The sequence below is a fragment of the Luteibacter sp. genome, assembly GCF_035539195.1.
Lineage (GTDB): Bacteria > Pseudomonadota > Gammaproteobacteria > Xanthomonadales > Rhodanobacteraceae > Luteibacter.
This window is the reverse complement of sequence record NZ_DATLIW010000002.1, coordinates 16,421-38,406: the sequence shown is the minus strand read 5'-3', so window position 1 is coordinate 38,406 and position 21,986 is coordinate 16,421. Positions and strand designations below refer to the sequence as shown.

Annotated in this window: 14 protein-coding genes; 10 read left to right on the top strand and 4 right to left on the bottom strand. The window is 65.2% G+C overall.

Translation table 11 applies throughout. The features are described from left to right. Positions 1-6 precede the first annotated feature (6 nt). The 3 genes from VM621_RS00455 to VM621_RS00445 all read right to left on the bottom strand — a co-directional run bounded on the left by VM621_RS00455 (position 7) and on the right by VM621_RS00445 (position 5,209). Positions 7-3,045, bottom strand: coding sequence for a TonB-dependent receptor (locus tag VM621_RS00455; RefSeq protein WP_325467026.1), 3,039 nt, complete (start codon positions 3,043-3,045; stop codon positions 7-9). 272 nt (positions 3,046-3,317) lie between these two features. Beyond that, positions 3,318-4,685: a hypothetical protein gene (locus VM621_RS00450; protein ID WP_325467025.1), complete on the bottom strand. Its 1,368-nt coding sequence runs from the start codon at positions 4,683-4,685 to the stop codon at positions 3,318-3,320. A gap of 80 nt (positions 4,686-4,765) precedes the next feature. Beyond that, positions 4,766-5,209 carry a hypothetical protein gene (locus tag VM621_RS00445; protein ID WP_325467024.1) on the bottom strand — a complete coding sequence of 148 codons (444 nt, stop codon included), beginning with the start codon at positions 5,207-5,209 and terminating at the stop codon, positions 4,766-4,768. Positions 5,210-5,397: 188 nt separating this feature from the next. Here VM621_RS00445 and VM621_RS00440 point away from each other — a divergent pair, with 188 nt between their 5' ends. The 7 genes from VM621_RS00440 to VM621_RS00410 all read left to right on the top strand — a co-directional run bounded on the left by VM621_RS00440 (position 5,398) and on the right by VM621_RS00410 (position 17,884). Then, positions 5,398-6,603: an efflux RND transporter periplasmic adaptor subunit gene (locus VM621_RS00440; RefSeq protein WP_325467023.1), complete on the top strand. Its 1,206-nt coding sequence runs from the start codon at positions 5,398-5,400 to the stop codon at positions 6,601-6,603. Positions 6,604-6,621: 18 nt separating this feature from the next. Next, a complete protein-coding gene (locus tag VM621_RS00435) occupies positions 6,622-9,732 on the top strand; it encodes an efflux RND transporter permease subunit (RefSeq protein ID WP_325467022.1) in 3,111 nt (1,036 codons plus the stop codon). Then, positions 9,729-13,034, top strand: a complete 3,306-nt coding sequence (locus tag VM621_RS00430) for an efflux RND transporter permease subunit (protein ID WP_325467021.1) — start codon at positions 9,729-9,731, stop codon at positions 13,032-13,034. Before VM621_RS00435 ends, VM621_RS00430 begins: the two co-directional genes overlap by 4 nt. Continuing rightward, the gene (locus VM621_RS00425) at positions 13,031-14,461 is read left to right on the top strand and encodes an efflux transporter outer membrane subunit (RefSeq protein WP_325467020.1); all 1,431 of its coding nucleotides are present in this window, start codon (positions 13,031-13,033) and stop codon (positions 14,459-14,461) included. The genes VM621_RS00430 and VM621_RS00425 overlap by 4 nt, the downstream gene beginning before the upstream one ends. Positions 14,462-14,540: 79 nt before the next feature. After that, positions 14,541-15,650 carry a calcium:proton antiporter gene (locus VM621_RS00420; RefSeq protein WP_325467019.1) on the top strand — a complete coding sequence of 370 codons (1,110 nt, stop codon included), beginning with the start codon at positions 14,541-14,543 and terminating at the stop codon, positions 15,648-15,650. A 21-nt stretch (positions 15,651-15,671) separates the two neighbouring features. Further along, positions 15,672-17,399, top strand: a complete 1,728-nt coding sequence (dhaL, locus tag VM621_RS00415; RefSeq protein WP_325467018.1) for a dihydroxyacetone kinase subunit DhaL — start codon at positions 15,672-15,674, stop codon at positions 17,397-17,399. Then, positions 17,396-17,884: an OsmC family protein gene (locus VM621_RS00410; protein ID WP_325467017.1), complete on the top strand. Its 489-nt coding sequence runs from the start codon at positions 17,396-17,398 to the stop codon at positions 17,882-17,884. Before dhaL ends, VM621_RS00410 begins: the two co-directional genes overlap by 4 nt. Positions 17,885-17,891: 7 nt before the next feature. Here the strand turns inward: VM621_RS00410 and VM621_RS00405 are convergent, their stop codons facing one another. Continuing rightward, positions 17,892-18,452, bottom strand: a complete 561-nt coding sequence (locus VM621_RS00405; RefSeq protein ID WP_325467016.1) for a DUF1003 domain-containing protein — start codon at positions 18,450-18,452, stop codon at positions 17,892-17,894. A gap of 133 nt (positions 18,453-18,585) precedes the next feature. Here VM621_RS00405 and VM621_RS00400 point away from each other — a divergent pair, with 133 nt between their 5' ends. From VM621_RS00400 to VM621_RS00390, 3 genes are all read left to right on the top strand, one after another. Next, positions 18,586-19,629: a Dyp-type peroxidase gene (locus VM621_RS00400; RefSeq protein WP_325467015.1), complete on the top strand. Its 1,044-nt coding sequence runs from the start codon at positions 18,586-18,588 to the stop codon at positions 19,627-19,629. Beyond that, positions 19,622-20,419, top strand: a complete 798-nt coding sequence (locus VM621_RS00395; protein WP_325467014.1) for a family 1 encapsulin nanocompartment shell protein — start codon at positions 19,622-19,624, stop codon at positions 20,417-20,419. Before VM621_RS00400 ends, VM621_RS00395 begins: the two co-directional genes overlap by 8 nt. A gap of 160 nt (positions 20,420-20,579) precedes the next feature. Further along, entirely contained in the window at positions 20,580-21,902 is a 1,323-nt protein-coding gene (locus VM621_RS00390) for an epoxide hydrolase (RefSeq protein WP_325467013.1), read from the top strand. The last annotated feature ends 84 nt before the right edge of the window (positions 21,903-21,986 follow it).

Sequence of the window (21,986 nt, the reverse complement as noted above, 5' to 3'; positions counted from 1 at the left end):
ACGCCGTCAGAAGTCGTAGTTGGCGCTCAGTCGCAGGTAACGTGGCAACTGGCGTGACGTGGGCGTGCCGTAGAGCGGGTTGGCCAGGTTCGGACTGGACTCCGCGTTAGGGAAGATGCCCGTCACGCGCTGCTCGTTCAGCACGTTGAACACGTTCACGTTGAATGCCAGTTTCGCATCGGCGAAAGCGGGCCGGTAGGTCGCGCCCACGTCGAGCTGCCGCACCCATGGCAGGCGGCCGTGGCTTCCCGGCGGGGAGGGCAGGCCGTTGCAGAAGTGGTAGCTGTTGCCGTAGCCGGCCGGGTCCTCGCGATCGGGGCCGAAGTAGCCGAGGCAGGGCTTGGGTGCGCCCGAAATCATGCTCAGGTTGCCGCTGACCAGCCACTCGGGGGTGATCTGGTAATAGCCGAAGATCTTCAGCTGGTGTTTGTGGTCGTTGTTCTGCGGCCCGTTGGTGTTGACCATGATGTACGAGTTGTCCCAGTCCTGCGTGGTCGAGACCGCGGTCTGCCCGGTGCCGCGCGATTCGCGATAAAGGTCCGAACGCAACTGTCCTTCCGTATTGCCGTAGCTGCGCGAGAACGTGTAAGTGGCCCGTGCATACCAGGTGCCGTCGAACGGATGCTCGAGGAAGGACTCCAGTGAGTAATAGCGACGCTTCAGGCGGTCGAAACCGAACTCCTTGTTGGTCAGCGGCACGCTCACGTGGTTTCCGGCGGTATCGACCAGGTTGAAAGTGTTCGCCTTGCCGGGGTTGAACAACCAGCAGCTGACCGGATTGCTCGAAGTGGTCACGTCATAGCCCAGCGATTGCGCCTTGGCCAGCACCAGGTCGATATCGCAGTAGTCGTCGATCGCATTGCGCAGGATGCGTTGCGTGGCCTTGGCACCGTAGACCCACTTCGAGCCCAGGGTCTTGGTAAAGCCGAGGATGAATTCGTCCTGGTATTCGGATTTCAGTCCCTTGGTCGTCACGGTGGAGGGATCCGGCAGCTGTCCGAATGTGTTGTTGGCGGCGACCGGCGGCGAAATGGCGAGCAGCCCGGTTGGCGTGCCGTCGCCGGCGATGCCGCCGTAGGTGTAGTACTGCGAGGTGGTCAGTGCGCCACCGGCTGCGTTGAGCGCGGGGTTGAGCGGAAGGCCGAGGTAGTAACGGCCGGCATTCGCGTAGACCTTGAACGTCGCATCGCCGTTCACGTCCCAGCTCGCGCCCAGCCGTGGCGCCCACTGCGGCTTGTGCTGGGTGACGAAGGCCTTGCCGTCGCTGTTGAAGTTCTCGAACTGGTCGTTACGAACGCCGACCGAGAGCAGCCAGCGATCGTCGATCTGCCACTTGTCCTCGATGTACTGCGCGCGTTGCGTGGAGCGCACCGTGGCCAGGCTGCTGTTGATGTTCTGGATGACGTAGTAGCCCTGCGCGCCGTTCGGGAATCCACCCGTGGCCGGCACGCCGAGCCCGGTGGAAATCGGCGTGTTCGGATCGCCCTGGCCGTAGGTCCAGGAGTAGCCGTTGGGACCGGAGGTGATCGTGCCCTGGTCGAGCGCCTTCGCCGTCTGGTTGTCGATGCCGGCGGTGATCGTGTGATCGCCGATCTTGTAGGTCAGGTCGATCCGGGTATTCGTGGTGCGGTTGCCGCGGCCGGCGGGACTCAGGCTGGAAACGGTCTGGTTGTTACCGCGTGGCGCGCCGCCGTTGAGCGCCGGGTTCTGGTTGGTCAGCCCGTCCACATAGGTCAGATCGGGGTTGTAGCCGGCGGGGGCATCGTAGTCGTTGCTTTTCAGCTTGCCGTACTGCGCCGTGAGCGTGAGGCTGTCGGTGAGATAGCCGGTGTATTTGGCCGTCCACAGGTCGCCGCCGGTCTTGATGTTGTCGTCGCTACCGATCCGTTGCTGGCGCGTCCGCGTCTGGTAGTCGTAGCCATAGACCGTACCGGAGGTTTCGTACTTGTCCGAGGCGCCGGTGAGTTCGACGATGTTGTTATCGGTGATGTTCCAGTCCAGCTTGCCGTACCAACGCGGCTCGTTGTACCGGTAGTCCACGTAGGGCTTGGTGCTGGTGAACCCGCTGACGGGATTCACGGTGTCGCCTTGCTGCCGTTCGTACTCGCCGGCGATGAAGATGAACAGCTTGTCCTTGATCAGCGGACCACCGGCATAGGCGCTGACCGTGGTGCTGCTATAGGCGTCCTTGCTGTCGGGCGAGTACAGCTGGCCCGCCTTCGGCGAGGCCGGCAGACCGTTCTCGAAGTAGCGGTTACGCTGGTCGGAGCGGGCGAAGCTCGGCTCCCATAGCACCTGGGTGCCGAAGTGCCACTCGTTGGTGCCGCGCTTGCCGACGACGTTGATCACGCCGCCATCCGATCGGCCGTATTGGGCGCTGTAACCGCCTGTATAGACCTCCTGCTGGTCGATCGCGCCATACGGCAGCGACAGGCCGCCGAAGCCACGCAGGGGATCCGTCGTGGAAAAGCCATTGACGTAGTACGCATTCTCGCTTGCCGCGGAACCGCCGAAGCTGACCAGGGAATTCCCGGTGGGACCCTTGAAGCTTCCCCCGTTGTTGACTACGCCGGGGGCGAGCAGAGCGATCGCCTCGGAGTTGCGACCCAGGGGCAGGCGCGCCAGCTGTTCGGAGGTCACGACGGTGCGCGAATCCACCGTCGAGACGTCGATACTGGGCAGCGCCGCGGCGGACACGGTCACACCCTCGAGGGCCTGCGCCTGGGTGGCGGCGAACGACACCTCGGTACCCGCGCCCACCTTGAGCGCGATGTTCTGGCGCGTGTCGACGATCTTGCCGCCGACCTTCAGGCTTACCGTATACGTGCCCAACGGCAACTGGCCGGCCGAGAAGCGCCCGCGGTCGTCGACGGGAATATCGCGACTCAAGCCGGTATCGCTGGTCACCGTCACGGATTCTCCCGCGGCGGCGGGTGCCTGCCCGAAAAGACTGCCGGTGGTGGACTGCGCCAGGGCACCGGAACCGATCGCCAGTGCGACGGCTGCGGTGAGGGCGCGCGGGATGATGGAAGTCTTGCTGGACATGTACGACGCTCTCCTCGGACCGAATCTGGGCGTAAGCGCGCACGGTCGCTGCTGCCGCAGGACCGGGCATGACGAGTGATGGAAGAATTCCCCCAAAGGCGCGACCGCTGCTCCGGCGAAAATCGCCGGGGCAGGGTGCCGGTAACCGGGCTGGCGCCGGCTACATCCCTGATGTGACAAACGTGCTGCGTTGCAGCACGTGAGCCAGTTATATCGAAACTAATTTCGAATGTATAGCCCTCTATACATCTCTTTCGAGATGCCGGTCCGGGCTAGGCGAGGCCGACCGGGTCGGACTGCAGTCCGACACTGGCGTGGAGGGTCGCCAGGTCGCGCGTACGCGCGTCGCGTTCCTTCGCCGTCTGCGGTGGATGCCGTTCCATGTCCGTCAGCATCGAAAGCAGGTCGCGCTGCTGGGTTCGATGCAGCGGCGTCGTCACGTCCTCGACTTTCCGCCCCATGATGAACTTCGACACCTCGGTGTTCTGGCTCGCCGTGCGATCGAGTTGAGCCTGCACGAGTTTGCCTTTCCGATAGCCGATGCTCATGTCGCTCCGTGCCGAGTCGTCGATCTGGGTGAAGTAGTAATTCTGCGACCTCGGATCCTCCGTAAGATGGAGGGGGGAGTCGGCCCAGATGGCCGAGTGGTAGCTTGCATGGAGCTGCGACGACGAGGTCTGCGCGATGCTGCGCTCCGACGGATCGCGCCCGGACATCCGCGTGGTCTGCGCCACCTGGAACGTGAACCCGTCGCGCTCGTCGGACCGATAAGGATTCGACGCGGTCGGTGTCTGCGTGATCGACGCGTTGAAGTCCGCCAGGCCACTCAGCAGGGAATGATCGGTGTCGCTCAGCCACGAGACCGGACGCGTGAGGGTGGGCGTGTCGGCGCCGGCGGGCGCGTTCATCTGCGTGAAGGCGCTCTTGAACACGGACATCAGCTCGCGGTCGGCGTGACCACGCGCGGCAGCCCGATCGAACTGCTTGAGATAGTTGTCGATCGCCGATGCCTGCTGAGCCTTGCTGCCGGCAAAGGCCGGCGTGCTCAGGTCCACGCTGACGTCGATCTTGCCGGCAGGGCCGTCGATCTTCACGCTGCGCGAGGTGGCATCGGCGGTGAACTCGATCGTCTGCACCATCTGGTGGCTATCCGATGCCTGCGCGGTGAGGTGCACCGAACGAAGAACGCTGGGGTCCAGTTGTGCGAGGCCGGTGAGATCCAGGCGCGGTGGCGCCGAGGCCATGCCGTCGAGGGCGCTCTTGAAGGCCTTCGACAACATGCCGATGGCGGCCGTCTCGGCGTCGCTCAGTGGCGCATCGCCGTCGGCTTCGACGACCATGTCGCCGCCGTTGCCCGGCAGACCGAGGGTGAGGGTGCGCCCGCTGGCCGTCTTGACGGCGAGGGAGGCGTCCTGCCAGACCGGTGGCGGCGTATACGGTGCCGGGCTGTATACGATCGGTGGCGGAGCGGTCGTCGCGCCACTGAGCGTGACGATGACCGACGGCGGCGGGGAAACCGACGATGCCGGCGCGGCGATGGCGGAGTCCGGGACCGATGACGTCGACGGCGCGGACAGACTGTTACGCTGGGTGACCGGGTCGACCGCCGGGCCCAATGCACTCGATGAAGATATTGTCATCCTTCCGCCCCTCGTCCCTGTTCCATTCACCGGATAACGGCAAAAAGCGCAGGAACTTGAGGCGGGAGGCGAGTCAGGCGTCAGCGACGATCGTCGCCGTGACCTTCGCCGTGGCCGTCGCCACGCCCCGGGTTGCCGCGGCCGTCATGCCACTCGTCGCCGTGGAAATTGGGGATGCGATCGAACCGCGTACCGGGCGCGGGACGTTCGTGTACCTGGGGCAGGGGACGGGCATAGCCGCGACGCGCGTCGAAGCGCGGATCGACGTGCCCGCGGAAGTCGTGAGGGCCGCGGAACCAGGGGCCCGCGCCGATGAACACGCCGGCCGCGAACCATTCGGCACCGTAGTAGCCATAGGGCGCGCAGGGGTAGGGCGCGTAATCGTAGTAGCCGTAAGGGCAGGCAGGCTCGGGGCCGATGTCCACGCTTTCATCGACATATACCTGCGCGGCTGCCGACGGGGCGCCTGCGGCGGCACCGACCGTAACCAGCACAGCGAGGGTGAGGGAGCGGAGCGTGTTCATGGCGATCACCTTGGGCGACGTGGACATGCCTACTACAACGCATCGCCCATCGTAGGGGTTTACGTCGCGAAATCCTGCGAACCGACATGAATGAGCGTACGTTAAGCACGCGCTGCCTCGATTAAACGTATTGCGACCTCGTGCGTTCCTGTTAGCAAGTCTGAACGGATAAGCCAGGAGATCGATTCATGAGCGATGCGACACAAGCCCACCGTTCGCCTCACAAGGGGCGGCGTCTGCTGATCGCCTCGCTCGTCGCCGTCGTAATCGTCGCCCTCGTGCTGTTCCATGTCATGAGCGGTGCCGGCAAAAAGAAGCCGGTGACCCCACCCCAACTGGTCAGCGCGGCCAAGGCCACGCTCGGCGACATGCCCGAACTGCTCGACGAGCTCGGCACCGTTACCCCGGTCGCCACGGTCAATGTCCTGCCCCAGCTCAGCGGCTACCTCACCGAAGTGGGCTACAAGGAAGGTCAGGATGTGGAGAAGGGCCAGTTCCTCGCCCAGATCGACCCACGCCAGTACGAGATCGACAAGCGCCAGGCCGAGGCGCAGATGGCCAAGGACAAGGCCACCCTGGCGCAGGCCCGCTCCGACCTCGCCCGCTTCACCACGCTGAACGAGCAGAAGTCCATCGCGGAGCAGACCTTCGCCGACCAGAAGTTCGCCGTGCAGCAGGACGAAGCGGCGGTGAAGGCGGACGAAGCGAACGTCGCCCAGTTCGATCTCGATCTGGCCTACTGCCATATCACCGCACCCGTGTCCGGTCGCGTCGGCCTGCGCCTCGTCGATCCCGGCAACTACGTGACCCAGTCGACCTCGCCCGGGATCGTCACCATTACGACAATGAAGCCGACCACGGTGCAGTTCACCGTGCCGCAGAACTCGCTGGCCAATGTGTTGAAACGCTTCGGCACGGCGGATACGACCTTGCCGGTTACCGCCTTCAGCAGCGACAACAGCCGCCAGATCGCCACCGGCAAGCTCTATGCGCTGGGCAACCAGATGGCCACGGCCACCGGCACGGTCACCCTGCGTGCGACCTTCGACAACGACGACGAAGCGCTGTATCCGAACGAGTTCGTGAACGTGCGGCTGTTAGTGGACACGTTGAAGCAGGCCGTGCTGGTACCGACCCCTGCCGTGCAGAGCGGTGCCCCCGGCGACTTCGTCTACCTGGTCAACGCGGACCAGACGGTCTCGGTGCACAAGGTCACGCTCGGCCCCAGCGACGGCAAGAACACGGTGATCGCCGCCGGCCTCAGCGCCGGGCAGACGGTGGTCACCGACGGCATGGATCGCCTTACCGACGGTGCCAAGGTGAAGCTTGCCGGTGCGAAGGGCCCCGCCGGCTCATCGACCTCGGCCGCGCCTGCCAGACACCACGCGTCGTAAAGGCGGGCACGCGATCCGATGAACATCTCCCGTTTGTTCGTACTCAGGCCGGTAGCCACCGCGCTCCTGATGCTCGCGCTCGTCCTCGTCGGCCTGGTGTCGGTGCGGTTCCTGCCGGTGTCGTCGCTGCCGGCGGTCGACTATCCCGTGATCCAGGTGCAGACCTTCTATCCCGGCGCCAGTCCTTCGGTGATGGCGAACACGGTGACGGCACCGCTGGAAGTGCAGTTGGGTGAGATTCCCGGTCTGCAGCAGATGACCTCGAACAGCTCCGCCGGCGCTTCCGTGATCACGTTGCAGTTCGATCTCTCGCTCAGCCTGGACGTGGCCGAGCAGAACGTGCAGGAGGCGATCAACGCCGCGAACAGCCTGTTGCCCTCCGGTCTGCCTGCGCCGCCCACCTATGCCAAGGTCAACCCGGCCGACCTGCCGATCCTGACCCTTGCCGTGACCTCGACATCGATGTCGCTGCCGCAGTTGGAGGACGTCGCGAACAACCGCCTGGGCTCGAAGATCGCCGAGGTGCCGGGCGTCGGCCTGGTGGTGCCCGCCGGCGGCAACGTACCCGCCATCCGCGTCGAGGCGGATCCGAAGAAACTCGCCGCCTACGGGCTCAACATCGACGACCTGCGTTCGCTGCTGGCCAACGTCAATGTCAGCCAGCCCAAGGGAAACTTCGACGGACCCGAACTCGATTACACCATCAACGGCAACGACCAGATCCGCGATCCCAAGGACTACCTGGCCACCGTGGTCTCATACCAGAACGGTGCACCGGTCTACCTGCGCGACATCGCCCGGGTAACCCAGTCCGCGCAGAACACCGAGCAGGGCGCCTGGTACGGCAAGACCCAGGCGATCGTGCTCAACGTACAGCGCCAGCCGGGGGCCAACGTGATCGCCACGGTCGACCAGATCAAGGCGAAGCTGCCCCAGCTCGAATCCACGCTGCCCGCCGGCATGAAGGTGGAAGTGGTCGCCGACAGCACGGGCGTGATCCGTTCGTCCGTGTCCGATGCGGCGTTCGAGCTCGGCCTGGCCATCGTGCTGGTGGTGCTGGTGATCTTCGTCTTCCTGCGCAACGTGCCCGCCACGATCATCCCGAGCATCTCGGTGCCGGTGTCGCTGATCGGCACACTCGCGGCGATGTACGAGCTGGGCTACTCCATCGACAACCTCTCGCTGATGGCCCTGATCATCGCGACCGGCTTCGTGGTGGACGACTCCATCGTGATGATCGAGAACATCGTGCGTTATCTCGAGGAGGGAATGGCGCCGCTCGAGGCGGCATTGGAAGGTGCCGGGCAGATCGGTTTCACCATCGTATCGCTGACCGTGTCGCTGATCGCCGTGCTGATCCCGCTGCTGTTCATGGGCGGCGTTATCGGCCGGTTGTTCAACGAGTTCGCGGTGACCCTCGCGGTTACCATCGTGATCTCGGGCATCGTCTCGCTGACCCTGGTGCCCATGCTCTGTGCGCGCATCCTGCGCGCGCAGGCGGATCGCCATCCCAGCCGCTTCGAACGGATCAGCGAGGGCTTGTTCGACAAGACGCTTGCCGCGTACGAGCGCGGCCTGCGCTTCGTCATGGCTCGCCAGACGCTGACGCTGATCGTGTTCCTCGCCACCGTCGCGCTGACCGTCATCCTCTATATCGTCATCCCCAAGGGATTGTTTCCGACCCAGGACGTCGGCGCCGTCGAAGGCATCAGCGTAGCCGACAATTCGGTGTCCTATGGCGCCATGGTGAAGCGGCAGGCCGAACTGGCCGACGCCATCCTGAAGGATCCGAACGTGACGGGACTGACCTCCTACGTCGGCATCGACGGCACCAACAAGACGCTCAACAACGGTCGTTTCCTGATTGGCCTGAAGGCCAAGGCCGATCGCTCGCTCAGCGCCTCGGAGATCGCGCGCAACCTGCAGAGCGAAACGGCCGACGTGCCGGGTATCCGCCTGTTCGTGCAGCCGGAGCAGGACCTGACACTGGACACCACGGTATCGCCCAACCAGTACCAGTTCGTGCTGCGCGGATCGTCGTTGCAGGAACTGGGCAAGTACGTTCCCGCGTTGCTCGAGCGCATGCGCAAGATCGATTCGATCACCGACGTCACCAGCGACCTCGACAACGACGGCCTGGCCGTGAACGTGGAGGTCAACCGGCAGCTCGCCGCGCGCTACGGCATCACCCCGGCGACGATCGACAATGCCCTCTACGACGCGCTGGGCCAGCGCATCGTATCGACTATCTTCGAACAGTCCGGGCAGTACCGCGTCATCCTCGTGGCCAAGCCGGAGAGCCTGCCGACCGTGGCCTCGCTCGGCGATATCTACCTGCCCAGCCAGACCGGCAGCAGCGGACAGGTGCCGCTGAAGGGCATCGCGGCTATCCAGATCGTGAAGTCGCCGCTGGTGATCAGTCACCTGGCCCAGTTCCCCGCCGTGACGGTGTCCTTCAACCTGACACCCGATGCTTCGCTGAGTTCGGCGGTCAAGGACATCACGGCGGCGGAGCAGGCGGTCCACCTGCCAGCCTCGGTCACCTCGTCGTTCCAGGGCGCCGCGCAGGCGTTCCAGGATTCGTTGTCCAGCGAGGTATACCTGCTGATCGCCGCGCTGGTCGCCGTCTACATCGTGCTGGGCGTGCTGTACGAGAGCTTCGTTCATCCGCTGACCATTCTCTCGACCCTGCCGTCGGCTGGTATCGGCGCGTTGCTGGCGCTGATGGTGGCCGGGCACGACCTCGACGTGATCGGCATCATCGGCATCGTCCTGCTGATCGGTATCGTGAAGAAGAACGCGATCATGATCGTCGACTTCGCCTTGGAGGCGGAGCGTGAACACGGCAAGCCGCCGGAGGAAGCGATCTTCGAAGCATCGTTGCTGCGTTTCCGCCCCATCCTGATGACGACACTGGCCGCGATGCTCGGCGCCTTGCCGATGCTGGTCGGCAACGGCACAGGTTCGGAGCTGCGCCGGCCGCTCGGCCTGGCGATCATCGGTGGCCTGGCGCTGAGCCAGCTGCTGACCCTGTTCACCACGCCGGTGATTTACCTGTTCTTCGACCGTCTCGCCCTGCGCATGCGGCCTAAGCCGGAACAGAAGCTGATCGGGCACGACGCGCCATGAGTATCCCTGGCCTGTTCATCCGGCGGCCGGTGGCGACCACCTTGTTGGCGGTGGCGATCCTGTTGTCCGGCGCGCTGGGGTATTTCAAGCTGCCGGTGGCGCCGCTGCCCAACGTCACCTTCCCGGTCATCGTGGTGCAGGCGAGCATGGCCGGCGCAAGTCCGGACATCATGGCCTCGACGGTGGCGGCGCCGCTGGAGCGACGGTTGGGCGCGATCGCCGATGTTTCCGAGCTGACGTCGAACAGCTCGGTCGGCTCGGCGCAGGTGGTGATCCAGTTCGGTCTCGGTCGCGACATCAACGGTGCCGCGCGCGACGTGCAGGCGGCGATCCAGGCGGCGCGTGCCGACCTGCCGAGCACGTTGCGCAACAACCCCACCTACCGGCAGTACAACCCTTCGGACGCACCGATCATGGTGCTGGCGCTGACCTCGGCCACCCTCACACGCGCGCAGCTCTACGATTCGGCGAACTCCATTCTCCAGCAGCAGCTGTCACAGGTGGATGGCGTAGGCCAGATCACCCTCGGTGGCAGCGCCTTGCCGTCGGTTCGCGTGGAGTTGCAGCCCGACCAGCTCAACAGCTACGGCATCGGCCTGGAGGATGTCCGCGCCGCGCTCGGTTCGGCCAATGCCAACAGCGCCAAGGGCCATATCGACCAGGGCGACCAGCGCTTCGAGGTCCTTTCCAACGACCAGATCAGCAAGGCCGCGCCGTATCGCGACATCGTGGTGGCGTATCGACAGGGCGCACCGGTGTTCCTTCGCGATGTCGCCCAGGTAAGCGATTCGGCGGAAAACCTGCGTAATGCCGGCCTCTACAATGGCAAGGACGCGGTCCTGGTCATCGTCTACCCGTTGCCGGGGAGCAATATCGTCAAGACGGTGGGACAGATCCGCCAGGTGTTGCCCAACGTCGAAGCCACCTTGCCGCACGACGTCCACGTGGGCATCGCGGTCGATCGCTCGCAGTCGGTGAACGCCGCGGTGGGCGATACCGAGCGAACGCTGTTCATCGCCGTGCTCCTGGTCATCGGCGTGGTCTTCATCTTCCTGCAATCGCCACGCGCCGTACTGGTCCCGGCGGTCGCCTTGCCGCTGTCCATCGTCGGCACGTTCGGGCCGATGTACCTGCTCGGCTACAGCCTCGACAACCTCTCGCTCATGGCCCTAACCATTGGCACCGGCTTCGTCGTGGATGACGCGGTGGTGGTGCTGGAAAATATCGTCCGCCACGTGGACGAAGGCATGGATGTGCATGAGGCCGCCCTTGTCGGCAGTGCCGAGGTCAGCTTCACGGTGATCTCGATGAGCCTTTCGCTGATCGCGGTGTTCCTGCCGATCCTGCTCATGCCGGGCATCGTCGGTCTGTTGTTCCATGAGTTCGCGGTGACCCTGTCGATCGCGATCCTGCTGTCGCTGGTGATTTCTCTCACGGTGACGCCGACGATGGCGGCCTTCGTGTTGCGTCGACGCGGCGCGGCGAAGACGCAGGGGCGGGTCGCCGCCTGGTCGGAGCGTCAGTTCGAGCGCTTCAAGCAGGGTTACGACCGCTCGCTCGCGACGGCACTGGACCACCGCCTGCTGGTGGCGCTCGTGCTCATCGGTCTGATCGTGCTCAATGTCTTCCTCATCCGTTTCGTGCCGTCGACCTTCTTCCCGGAGCAGGACAACGGCATTCTCCAGGGCCAGATCATCGCCGACCAGAGCATCTCCTTCCAGGCGATGGAGAAGAAGCTCGCCCAGTTGCAGGCGATCGTGCAGAAGGACCCCGCGGTGGCGTCGGTCGCGGGCTTCACCGGTGGCCGTGCGCTGAACACGGCGAATGTCTTCATCGAGCTGAAGCCGTTGGCGGAGCGCAAGATCTCCGCCGCCCAGGTGGTCGAGCGCCTGCGCCCGAAGCTCAACGCGGTCTCGGGGGCGCGGCTTCTACTCCAGGCGGCACAGGATCTTCGCATCGGTGGACGCCAGTCCGCCGCGGAGTACCAATACACCCTGACCAGCGACGATCCGGATACCTTGTTCGCCTGGGTACCCAAGCTGGTGGCGGCGCTCGGCAAGGAGCGCCTTTCCGACGTCAATTCCGATCTGCAACAACACGGCCTGCAGATCTTCGTCAACTTCGATCGCGCCACGGCCGCGCGCTACGGCTTCGCGCCGAACCAGATCGACACCGGCCTGTACGACGCCTTCGGTCAGCGAACGGTATCCACGGTCTACAACGAGCTCAACCAGTATTACGTCGTCATGGAAGTGGCGCCGGCGTACTGGCAATACCCGCAGATGCTCGAACGGATACGTTTCAGCACGGCGGCGGGCAACGCGAGCGGCACGCAGCAGACGCAGATGTCGGGTTCGCTGGTGAAGGGTGTCGCGGCGACCACGGTGACGACCACGGCGCAGGGTACCTCGACGACCAATGCGAAGAATGCCGATGCCGAAGCCAACCTGCTTACCAATGCCATTGCCAATGCCAAGGGCGGCGGCTCCAGCGGCAGTGCGGACAGTACCGCGGCGGAGACCCTGGTGCCGTTTCCGGCGATCGCCAGCTACGTCAGCAATCACACGGCTACCCAGGTGAGCCACCAGGATGGATTGGTCGCCGCGACCATCTCGTTCAACCTGCCGCCGGGCGGCTCGCTCAGCCAGGCGTCGGCGATCATCGGCCAGGTATCCCGGCAGATCGGACTGCCGGCTTCCGTCCACGGCAGCTTTGCCGGCGCGGCGCAGGTCTACGGGCAGTCGATGTCGACCATGCCCTTGCTGATCGTCGCGGCACTGGTGGCGGTGTACATCGTGCTCGGCATCCTCTACGAGAACACCGTGCATCCGTTGACGATCCTGTCCACGCTCCCGTCGGCGGGGATCGGCGCGACGCTCGCCTTACTCATCTTCGGCACGCCGTTCTCCGTGATCGCGATGATCGGCATCATCCTGCTGATCGGTATCGTGAAGAAGAACGCGATCATGATGATCGACGTGGCGATCCATCTGCAGCGCGATGAGGGTCTGGACGCGCGCGAAGCGATCCATAACGCGGCGGTGATCCGCCTGCGTCCCATCATGATGACCACGGCCGCCGCGGTGCTCGGCGCCGTGCCGCTGGCGATCGGCATCGGGCAGGGCGCTTCGCTGCGCCAGCCGCTCGGCATCACCGTCATGGGTGGCCTGATCCTCAGCCAGATCGTCACGCTCTACACCACGCCGGTGATCTATCTCTACCTGGACGGCTTCCGTGCCAGGCTGGCAGCGTGGAACGCCCGCCTGCCATGGAACCATGTCGACGCGAGTACATCCCTATGAAGACTTCCCGTACCTTCCTCGTCGCTTCGGTTGCGTGGTTGCTGCATGGCTGCATGGTCGGTCCCGATTACAAGAAGCCCGATGTCGCCATGCCTGTCGCCTATAAGGAACTGCCGGGCTGGCATCCGGCCGAGCCGGCCGATGCCGCGCCCAAGGGCGACTGGTGGTCGGTGTTCCACGATCCCCTGCTAGACCAGCTGGAGCCCATGGTGACGGTAAGCAACCAGACCGTGCGCCAGAGCTACGCGAACTACCAGGAGGCCCTGGCCGAGGTGCAGGTCGCGCGTAGCGCGCTGTTCCCGACCATCGGCATCACCGGTTCCGCGACCAAGCAGCGCAGTGCGAGCAACGGCTCGGGCAACAGTGTCTCGGTGAATCCCGGTATCCGCACGGCCGGGTCGCTCGAAGGGAACGTGAGTTGGGCCCCGGATTTCTGGGGCAAGACGCGCCGTACGGTCGAGCAGAACAAGGCAACCGCCGAAGCCGGTGCCGCGACGCTGGCCAACGCGACGCTGACCGAGCAGGTGGCGCTGGCCACGGCGGTGATCGACCTGCGGGTCACCGATGCCAATATCGACCTGCTCACCCATACGGTGGATGCATACAAGGAATTCCTGCGCGTGGTCGCCAACCAGGGGAACGCGGGCATCACGCCACCCTCCGACGTCATCGCGGCGCGCACCCAGCTGGAGAATGCGCAGTCGAACCTGATCGCGCTGGGCGTGTCGCGTGCGCGGTACGCGCATGCGATCGCCGTGCTGGTCGGCAAGAATCCCGAGGACCTCGACATTCCGCACAGCACCGCACTGCCGACCTTGCCCTCGCTTCCGGTCGGCATGCCGTCGACGCTGTTACAGCGCCGGCCGGACATCGCCGTCGCCGAGCGCGAGATGGCCGCGCAGAATGCCGCCATCGGTGTCGCCGTGGCCGCGTACTACCCGGACATCACCCTCTCGGGTGCGGATGGGTTTTCGCAATCGCCGCTGGCCGGTTTGCTGCACGTGGCCAACCACGTCTGGTCGTTGGGCGCGGATGTGAGCGAGACGATCTTCGATGCCGGCGCCCGGCACGGCCAGGTCGCCGCGGCGCGTGCGTCCTACGAGTCGGCGGTGGCCAACTACCGGGGTACGGTGCTGACCGCCTTGCAGAACGTCGAGGACGATCTGGCCGGCATTCGAATCCTTGCCCGGCAGGCCGAGGTGCTCGATACCGCGGTAAGCGATGCTACGCGGGGCTCGGAGATCGCCTTCAACGAATACAAGGCAGGCACGGTCGACTACACCACCGCGATCACGGCGCAGACCACGCTGTACGGCACCCAGCAGAACGCGCTCGACGTCCGCGAGCAGCGACTGCTCGACGCGGTGTCGCTGATCGGCGATACGGGCGGCCCGGTCGCGAACACCGGGCCTTCCGAACCCAGGTAGGATCGCCGGATTGACTTGCCAACCGCTGCGCGGTCGGGCAGGTTAGGCCGGTCCGCCTGCCGTCCTTCGTGGAGCACGCATGAGCACACCGACCGCGTTTGCGCGAGAGGAATGGTTCCTGGTCGTCACCGTGCCGACCTGCCTGGTGTTCCTGCGCATGCACGATTCGCTCCTGGCCGGTCTCGAATCGCGGGCCTGGCTCGTTCTGATGTTCGTCTGGCTGTTCGTGGTGATTCTCGGCTCCGCGCTCGCCGTGCTGCGGCATGCCGAGGGGCTGGCCCGCCACCTGGGCGAACCCATCGGCACCCTGGTGCTGACCATCGCGGTGACGTCCATCGAGATCATGAGCATCTCGGCGGTGATGCTGCATGGCGAGAACAATCCCACCCTGGCCCGCGACACGCTGTTCTCGGTCGCCATGATCGTGCTCAACGGCATGGTCGGGCTGTCGCTGCTATGGGGCGGGTGGAAGCACCGCGAGCAGGCCTACAACCTGCAGGGCGCGAACGCATATCTCGGCCTGATCATCCCCTTGGGCGTGCTGGGCCTGGTGTTGCCGCGGTTCACCAACGTCGCCGATGGTGCGCCGCTACCTTTCGCACACCAGATGTTCATCGTGGTCGCGATACTCACCTTGTACGCGACCTTCATCGGCCTGCAGACGAAGCGCATGAAGGGGTACTTCGCCACGGATGCATCCGCGACGGTCGACAGCGATGCGGCGATAGCGACGACATACGGCCCGGTGGCATCCGCCGTACTGCTCGTCGCCTACATGATTCCCGTGGTCTTCCTCGTCGACCAGCTCGCCATCCCCGTCGACTACGTCGTGGAGACGCTCCACGCGCCCGCCGCACTGGGCGGTCTGGCCATGGCTATGCTGGTCGCCCTGCCCGAAGGTATGGGCGCGATCCGCGCGGCAAGCCGCAACGACCTGCAGCGCGCGGTCAACATCTTCCTCGGCTCGGTGCTCTCCACCATCGGCCTGACCATTCCGGCGATCCTGCTGATCGGCCAGCTGACGCATCACCCGGTGATCCTGGGGCTGGAGCGCACGGACCTGGTCCTGTTCGTCCTGACCCTGATGCTCTCGCTGCTCACGTTCTCGAGCGCCAGGACGCACCTGCTGCAAGGCGCGGTGCACCTGACGATCTTCGTGTGCTTCGTCTATTTCCTGTTTTCTCCCTGAACCTGCCTCGAGGAACGACACGTGAAAAAACTCATCAACGATCCGCTCCAGGTCGTGAGCGAAATGATCGAGGGCCTCGTTCTGGCCGACGACCGCCTCACCCGCATCGCCGGTGAAAATGTCGTTCTTCGCGCCGACTACGCGCAGCATGCCGGGTCGGGCAAGGTGGCCCTCGTTTCGGGCGGGGGCGCGGGGCACGAACCGGCCCACGCCGGTTATATCGGGCAGGGCATGCTTACCGCCGCCGTGGTGGGCGAAGTCTTTACCTCGCCCAGCGTGGACGCCGTGCTCGCTGCCATCCTCGCCGTGGCCGGGCCGGGCGGCGTCCTGCTCATCGTGAAGAATTACACCGGCGACCGACTCAACTTCGGTCTCGCCGCGGAGCTCGCGCGCGCCGCCGGCGTGACCGTCGACCTGGTCGTCGTCGCCGACGACGTCGCGCTGGATACCGGCGATGGCGCGGTAGGTGCCCGCGGCATCGCCGGCACCGTCCTCGTGCACAAGGTCGCCGGTGCCGCGGCGGAAGCCGGTCTCTCGCTGGCCGAGGTCAAGAGGGAAGCGCAGGCTGCCATCGACGCCGTCTTCAGCATGGGTCTGGGCCTGGGCGCGTGTATCGTGCCGGCCGCCGGGACGCCGGGTTTCGACTTGTCCGAGACGGAGGTGGAGTACGGCCTCGGTATCCATGGCGAGCGTGGTGCGAAGCGCGGTCCGATCGCCGCTGCCGACACGATGCTCGATACCTTGCTCGATCGTCTGCTCGAGCGCGGCGGCCTGCGCGCGAACGAGCGTGTCGCGCTGCTGGTGAACAACCTCGGCGGCACGGCCGTGCAGGAGCTGGGAATCGTCGCCCGCCACGCGCTCCAGCGACTGGCCAGTGCGAATATCGAGGTCGCGATGGTCCAGGTCGGTACCTTCCTGACCGCACTGGAGATGCCTGGCTGCTCGCTCAGCCTGATGCGCCTGGACGAGCAGCGCCGTGAGCGCCTGCTCGCGCCGGCGACGGCGGGTGCTTGGAGCGCGCCGACACACCCTGTCACCCAGGCACCCAGTGTCGCGGCGCGTACCGCGACACAGGCGGCGTTGCCGGCGGGGCCGGCATGGAAGACGCCGGGAGACCCGGAAGGCTTCGTCGCCGCCCTCCGTGCGATCACCGCCGCCTTGCAGGAGGCGGAGCATGAACTGACCGAGCTGGATTCGGTGGTCGGTGACGGCGATATCGGCCTGAGCCTGGCGCGCGGGTCGCGGGCCGTCGAGGCGGCGCTGCCGACTCTCGACAACGCGCACCCTGCGGCCGCGTTGCAGGCCATCGCCTCGATCCTGCGTCGTGAACTGGGTGGTACGTCCGGTCCGTTGTACGCGGCGTTCGTCGTGCGCGGGGCGAGCCAGCTTGCCGAGGGCGACGAGGTCGATTCCGCGGCCGCCTGGGCGGCGGCCTTCCGTGCCGCGGTGGAAGGCGTGCAGACGCTGGGCGGCGGCAAGGCCGGCGACCGGACCATGCTCGACGCGCTGATTCCCGCCGCCGATGCGATCGACGCCGCGATCGGGCGTGGCGAGGCCAACCCCGCGATCCTGCAAGCCGCGATCGCGGCGGCGCAGGCCGGTGTCGAGGCAACGAAACGGATGCGTCCGCGCCTGGGCCGTTCGTCCTATCTCGGCGAGCGTGCGCTGGGCCACGCGGACCCCGGTGCCTTCGCGGTGGCGCTGTGGCTTGGAGCGATCGGCTCGGCACAGGGAGCAACCACGCCATGACGTCGCAACCGGTTATCGTCCAGCCCACCGGGCAAGGGGAATTCCAGGTGCGGGTGAGCGCGCAGGGCCCCTCGTTCTTCGTCGATGAACCCATCGCCATGGGCGGCCTCGCCACGGGGCCGACGCCTTACGATCTGCTCAGTGCAGCCCTCGGCGCCTGCACGGCGATGACGCTGGGCTTGTATGCGCGACGAAAGGGACTGTCGCTGACCGACGTGCAGGTCTCGGTGACACATCGGCGCGATGCGATCACCGGTCGCGATACCTTCGAGCGGGCGCTTTATATCGAGGGTTCGCTGGACGACGCACAGGCCGCACGCCTGCTCGCGATGGCGGACCGCTGCCCCGTCGGCAAGACGCTCAGCGTCGGTGCGGACATCGTCACCCACCTGGCACCCAAGACCGAGCCCGTGCTGCCGAACCGCCCCTGCGACCAGACGCATCCGGGTGCGATGGTCCAGGCTTGCGAGGACATGGACGCCTGACGCCGACTCATTTACCGCCTTCCTTGATCAGGCGGGTCAGCAGGTCGATCTGGGCCTGCTGCTGGGTGAGCAGCTGCATGACCTGCTCGTTACGCAGCGAATCGAGCTTTTCGTGCAAGGCGAGGATCTCGACCTCGGCCTTGAGGTTGACCTCGTAATCGTAGGCGGCCATCTCGCGATCCTTCGACGACTGGCGGTTCTGGCTCATCATGATCACCGGTGCCTGGAAGGCTGCCAGCATCGAGAGCATCAGGTTGAGGAAGATGTACGGGTAGGGATCGACGGCCGAGCGGCCCAACAGCAGGCTGTTCAGCACCACCCACGCCACGAGGATGGCGACGAACACGATGATGAAGGTCCACGAGCCGCCGAAGGCCGCGACCTTGTCCGCCAGGCGCTGGCCGAACGTGGTCTTGGCGTCGATCCGCTCGTTGATATCTTCGGTGACCGTCGCGCGCCGGGTCGCCCGCTCGAGAACGCGCCGGGCGGTCTGGTTGAGCTTCGCGCCTTCCGTGCCGAACCAGCGTGCGGACGAGGTCAGGTAGTCGAAGGGCGGCAGGTGGCTCATGGGCTTGCTCCAGATGGTGGGGATGTCACTGCATTTGGTGGAAATTACCCTGCTGTCGCGCCGATGTCTTGTCTGTTGGCTCCAGCTCGGACGAGAATGCTCGCTTTACGTCCTTCCGTGGAAAGGAGCCTTCGTGGCTACCGTCGTTGCGCAACCCGTCGTCGCCACGCTCACGCGCTCGGCCATCTTTCTCGTGCTCAAGGTCAATCCGGGCAGGCAGGCCGAAGAGGCGGTGCGTTCGTTCTGTGGCGACCTTGCCGGCCTGCTTCGCGCCGTGGGCTTTCGCGACCTCGACGGCCGGCTCACGTGCGTGATGGGCTTCGGCTCGGAGGTGTGGGATCGTCTGTTCGGCGGTCCGCGGCCCGCCGAGCTGCATACGTTCAGGGAAATCGTCGGCGTCCATCGGGCGGTGTCCACGCCCGGCGACATCCTGCTGCATATCCGCGCCAACCGCGAGGATCTCTGTTTCGAGCTGGCCACGCAGGTCATGTCGCGTCTTGGCGATGCGGTGACCGCGCTCGACGAGGTACACGGCTTCAAGTACTTCGACGACCGCGACCTGATCGGTTTCGTCGACGGTACGGAGAACCCGCAGGATGCCGATGCCATCGAGGCCGCGGTCATCGGCGAGGAAGATGCGGCGTTCGTCGGTGGCAGCTATGTCATCGTGCAGAAGTACCTGCACGACCTCAAGGCCTGGAATGCCGTGCCGGTGGAAACGCAGGAACGCATTGTCGGCCGGCACAAGCAGACCAACATCGAGCTTGACGACGCGGCCAAGCCCTCCTACGCGCACAACGTGCTCACCTCCATCGTCGAGAACGGTGTGGAGCTGGACATCGTGCGTGACAACATGCCGTTCGGCGAAGTGGGGAAGGGCGAGTTCGGCACCTATTTCATCGGCTACGCGCGTTCGCCGTCGCGCACGGAGCAGATGCTCGACAACATGTTCATCGGCAAGCCACCAGGCAACTACGATCGCCTGCTCGACTTCAGCACGGCCGTCACCGGCAGTCTCTTCTTCGTACCGTCGGCGACGTTCCTCGACGATATTCCGGACGGTCCCTCGCCGCGGACGGCCAGCCAGGACGATGCGAACGACCAAGACGACACCCCTCGCGCATCGGATGGTTCACTCGGTATCGGTTCGCTAAAAATGGAGAACACCCATGAATAACCTGTTTCGCGAACTCGCGCCGATCGGTGGTGGCGCCTGGGAGCAGATCGAAGACGAGGCCAGGCGCACGCTGAAGGAATACATGGCGGCGCGTCGCATCGTCGACGTGGTCGGACCCAAGGGCTACGACTATCCCGGTGTGGGCACGGGTCATACCCGTTCGATCGAAACGCCCGAGAGTGGTGTCCAGGTGCGTCAGCGGCAGGTCGCCGCGATGGTGGAACTGCGCGTTCCCTTCGTGCTTTCACGGGAGGATATCGACGACGTAGCCCGCGGCTCCAACGATCCGGACTTGCAGCCGCTGAAGGATGCCGCGAGGAAGCTCGCTTTTTCGGAAGATCGCGCCGTATTCGACGGCTATGCCGCCGGCGGCATCGCCGGTATCCGCAACACCACGAGCAACCGGGCGATCGCGCTGCCCGCCGACCTCACGGCGTATCCGGTGGCGGTGGCGCAGGCCTTGAACGAGCTCCGGCTCGCCGGCGTGAACGGACCTTACAAGCTGGCTATCGGCGCCAAGGCCTACGCGGACCTCAACGGGGCGACCGACGAGGGCTACCCGGTGTTCCGCGAGCTACAAGCCATGCTCGATGGCGGCATCGTCTGGGCCCCGGCGATCGAGGGTGGCGTGCTGACCACGTCTCGCGGCGGCGACTTCGAACTGCACCTGGGCCAGGACGTCTCCATCGGCTACGACTCGCACGACGCCGCGGAAGTACGCCTGTACTTGCAGGAGACCTTTACCTTCCTGTCGCTGACGACCGAGGCCTCGGTGAACCTCACCGCTTAGGCCCCGTCGGCGAGATCGTCACGTTCAAACCATCGGGGACGGGTTCAATACCGTCCCCGACGTCATCGGAGAGGCTGCTAAGCGCGTCGCGAGCGCTTAGACGGTTCCTGACGCCCAGATCCTGGCAAGCAGACCTGTTCTCCAACGGAGGGGTATTGTCATGGCGTCACATTTCATGCGGTCCACGCGTTTGCAGTTCCTCACGGCGGCTGCCATCGCCGGAACCCTTTGCTCCATCCTGCCGACACCCAGCCACGCCGCCGGCGTCTCCCCCGTGCAAGCGGCATCGACGGCGGAGGACACGTCGATCCGTTCTTTCCCGAAGATCCATTTTTCCGACGAGGCCCTCCAGGACCTGCATCGGCGGATTGCGGCCACCAGCTGGCCGAGTCCGGAACTGGTGCCGGATGCGACGCAAGGCGTGCAGATCGCGACGCTGCGCAAACTGGCCGATTACTGGCAATCCGGATACGACTGGCGAAAGGTCGAGGACCGGCTGAACGCGCTTCCGCAGTTCGTCACCACCATCGACGGTGTCGATATCCACTTCATCCACGTCAAGTCGAAGAACAAGAACGCCTTGCCGATCATCATCACCCACGGCTGGCCGGGCTCGATTATCGAGCAGATGAAAGTCATCGATCCGTTGGCCAACCCGACGGCCCACGGCGGCAAGGCATCGGATGCCTTCGATGTGGTGGTTCCATCCCTGCCGGGTTATGGCTTCTCCGGTAAGCCGACCGTTGTCGGCTGGGATCCACAGCACATCGCACGCGCCTGGACCACGCTGATGAAACGCCTGGGCTATAAGCACTTCGTCGCCCAGGGCGGTGACTGGGGCGATGCCGTGACCGAGCAGATGGGCGTGCAGGCGCCACCGGAGCTGCTCGCTATCCACACCAATATGCCGGCGACGGTGCCGGACGATATCGCCAAGGACCTCGCGGCAGGCGCGCCCGCCCCGGCGGGTCTGGCACCCGACGAAAAGAACGCCTACGAGATGCTCGACTTCTTCTACAAGCACGGTCTTGGCTACGCGCAGGAAATGACCAATCGTCCGCAGACACTCTACGGCCTGGAGGATTCGCCGGTCGGCCTTGCCGCCTGGATGCTCGACCACGATGCCCGCAGCTACGCCATGATCGTCCGCGTCTTCGACGGCAAGCCCGAAGGACTGTCGCGCGACGATGTCCTGGACAACATCACGCTGTATTGGTTGACGCATACGGCCGTCTCCTCGGCACGGCTGTACTGGGAGAACAAACTGGCCTTCTTCGAGCCGAAACACGTCGCTATTCCGGTGGCGGTCAGCGTCTTCCCCGACGAGATATATGCGGCACCCAAGAGCTGGGCGGTGAAGGCTTTCCCGAAGCTCATCCACTTCAACACGCTGCCGAAGGGCGGCCACTTCGCCGCCTGGGAGCAGCCGGACGAGTACGTCTCCGAAATCAGGACGTCGTTCAAGTCCGTGCGTCCGAAGTAACCGCGCATCCAAAGTAACGCGCATCCAACGAATCGGCTCCCGCGCTGTCCGCAGGAGCCGATCCATCGGCGATGCCCCATGTAT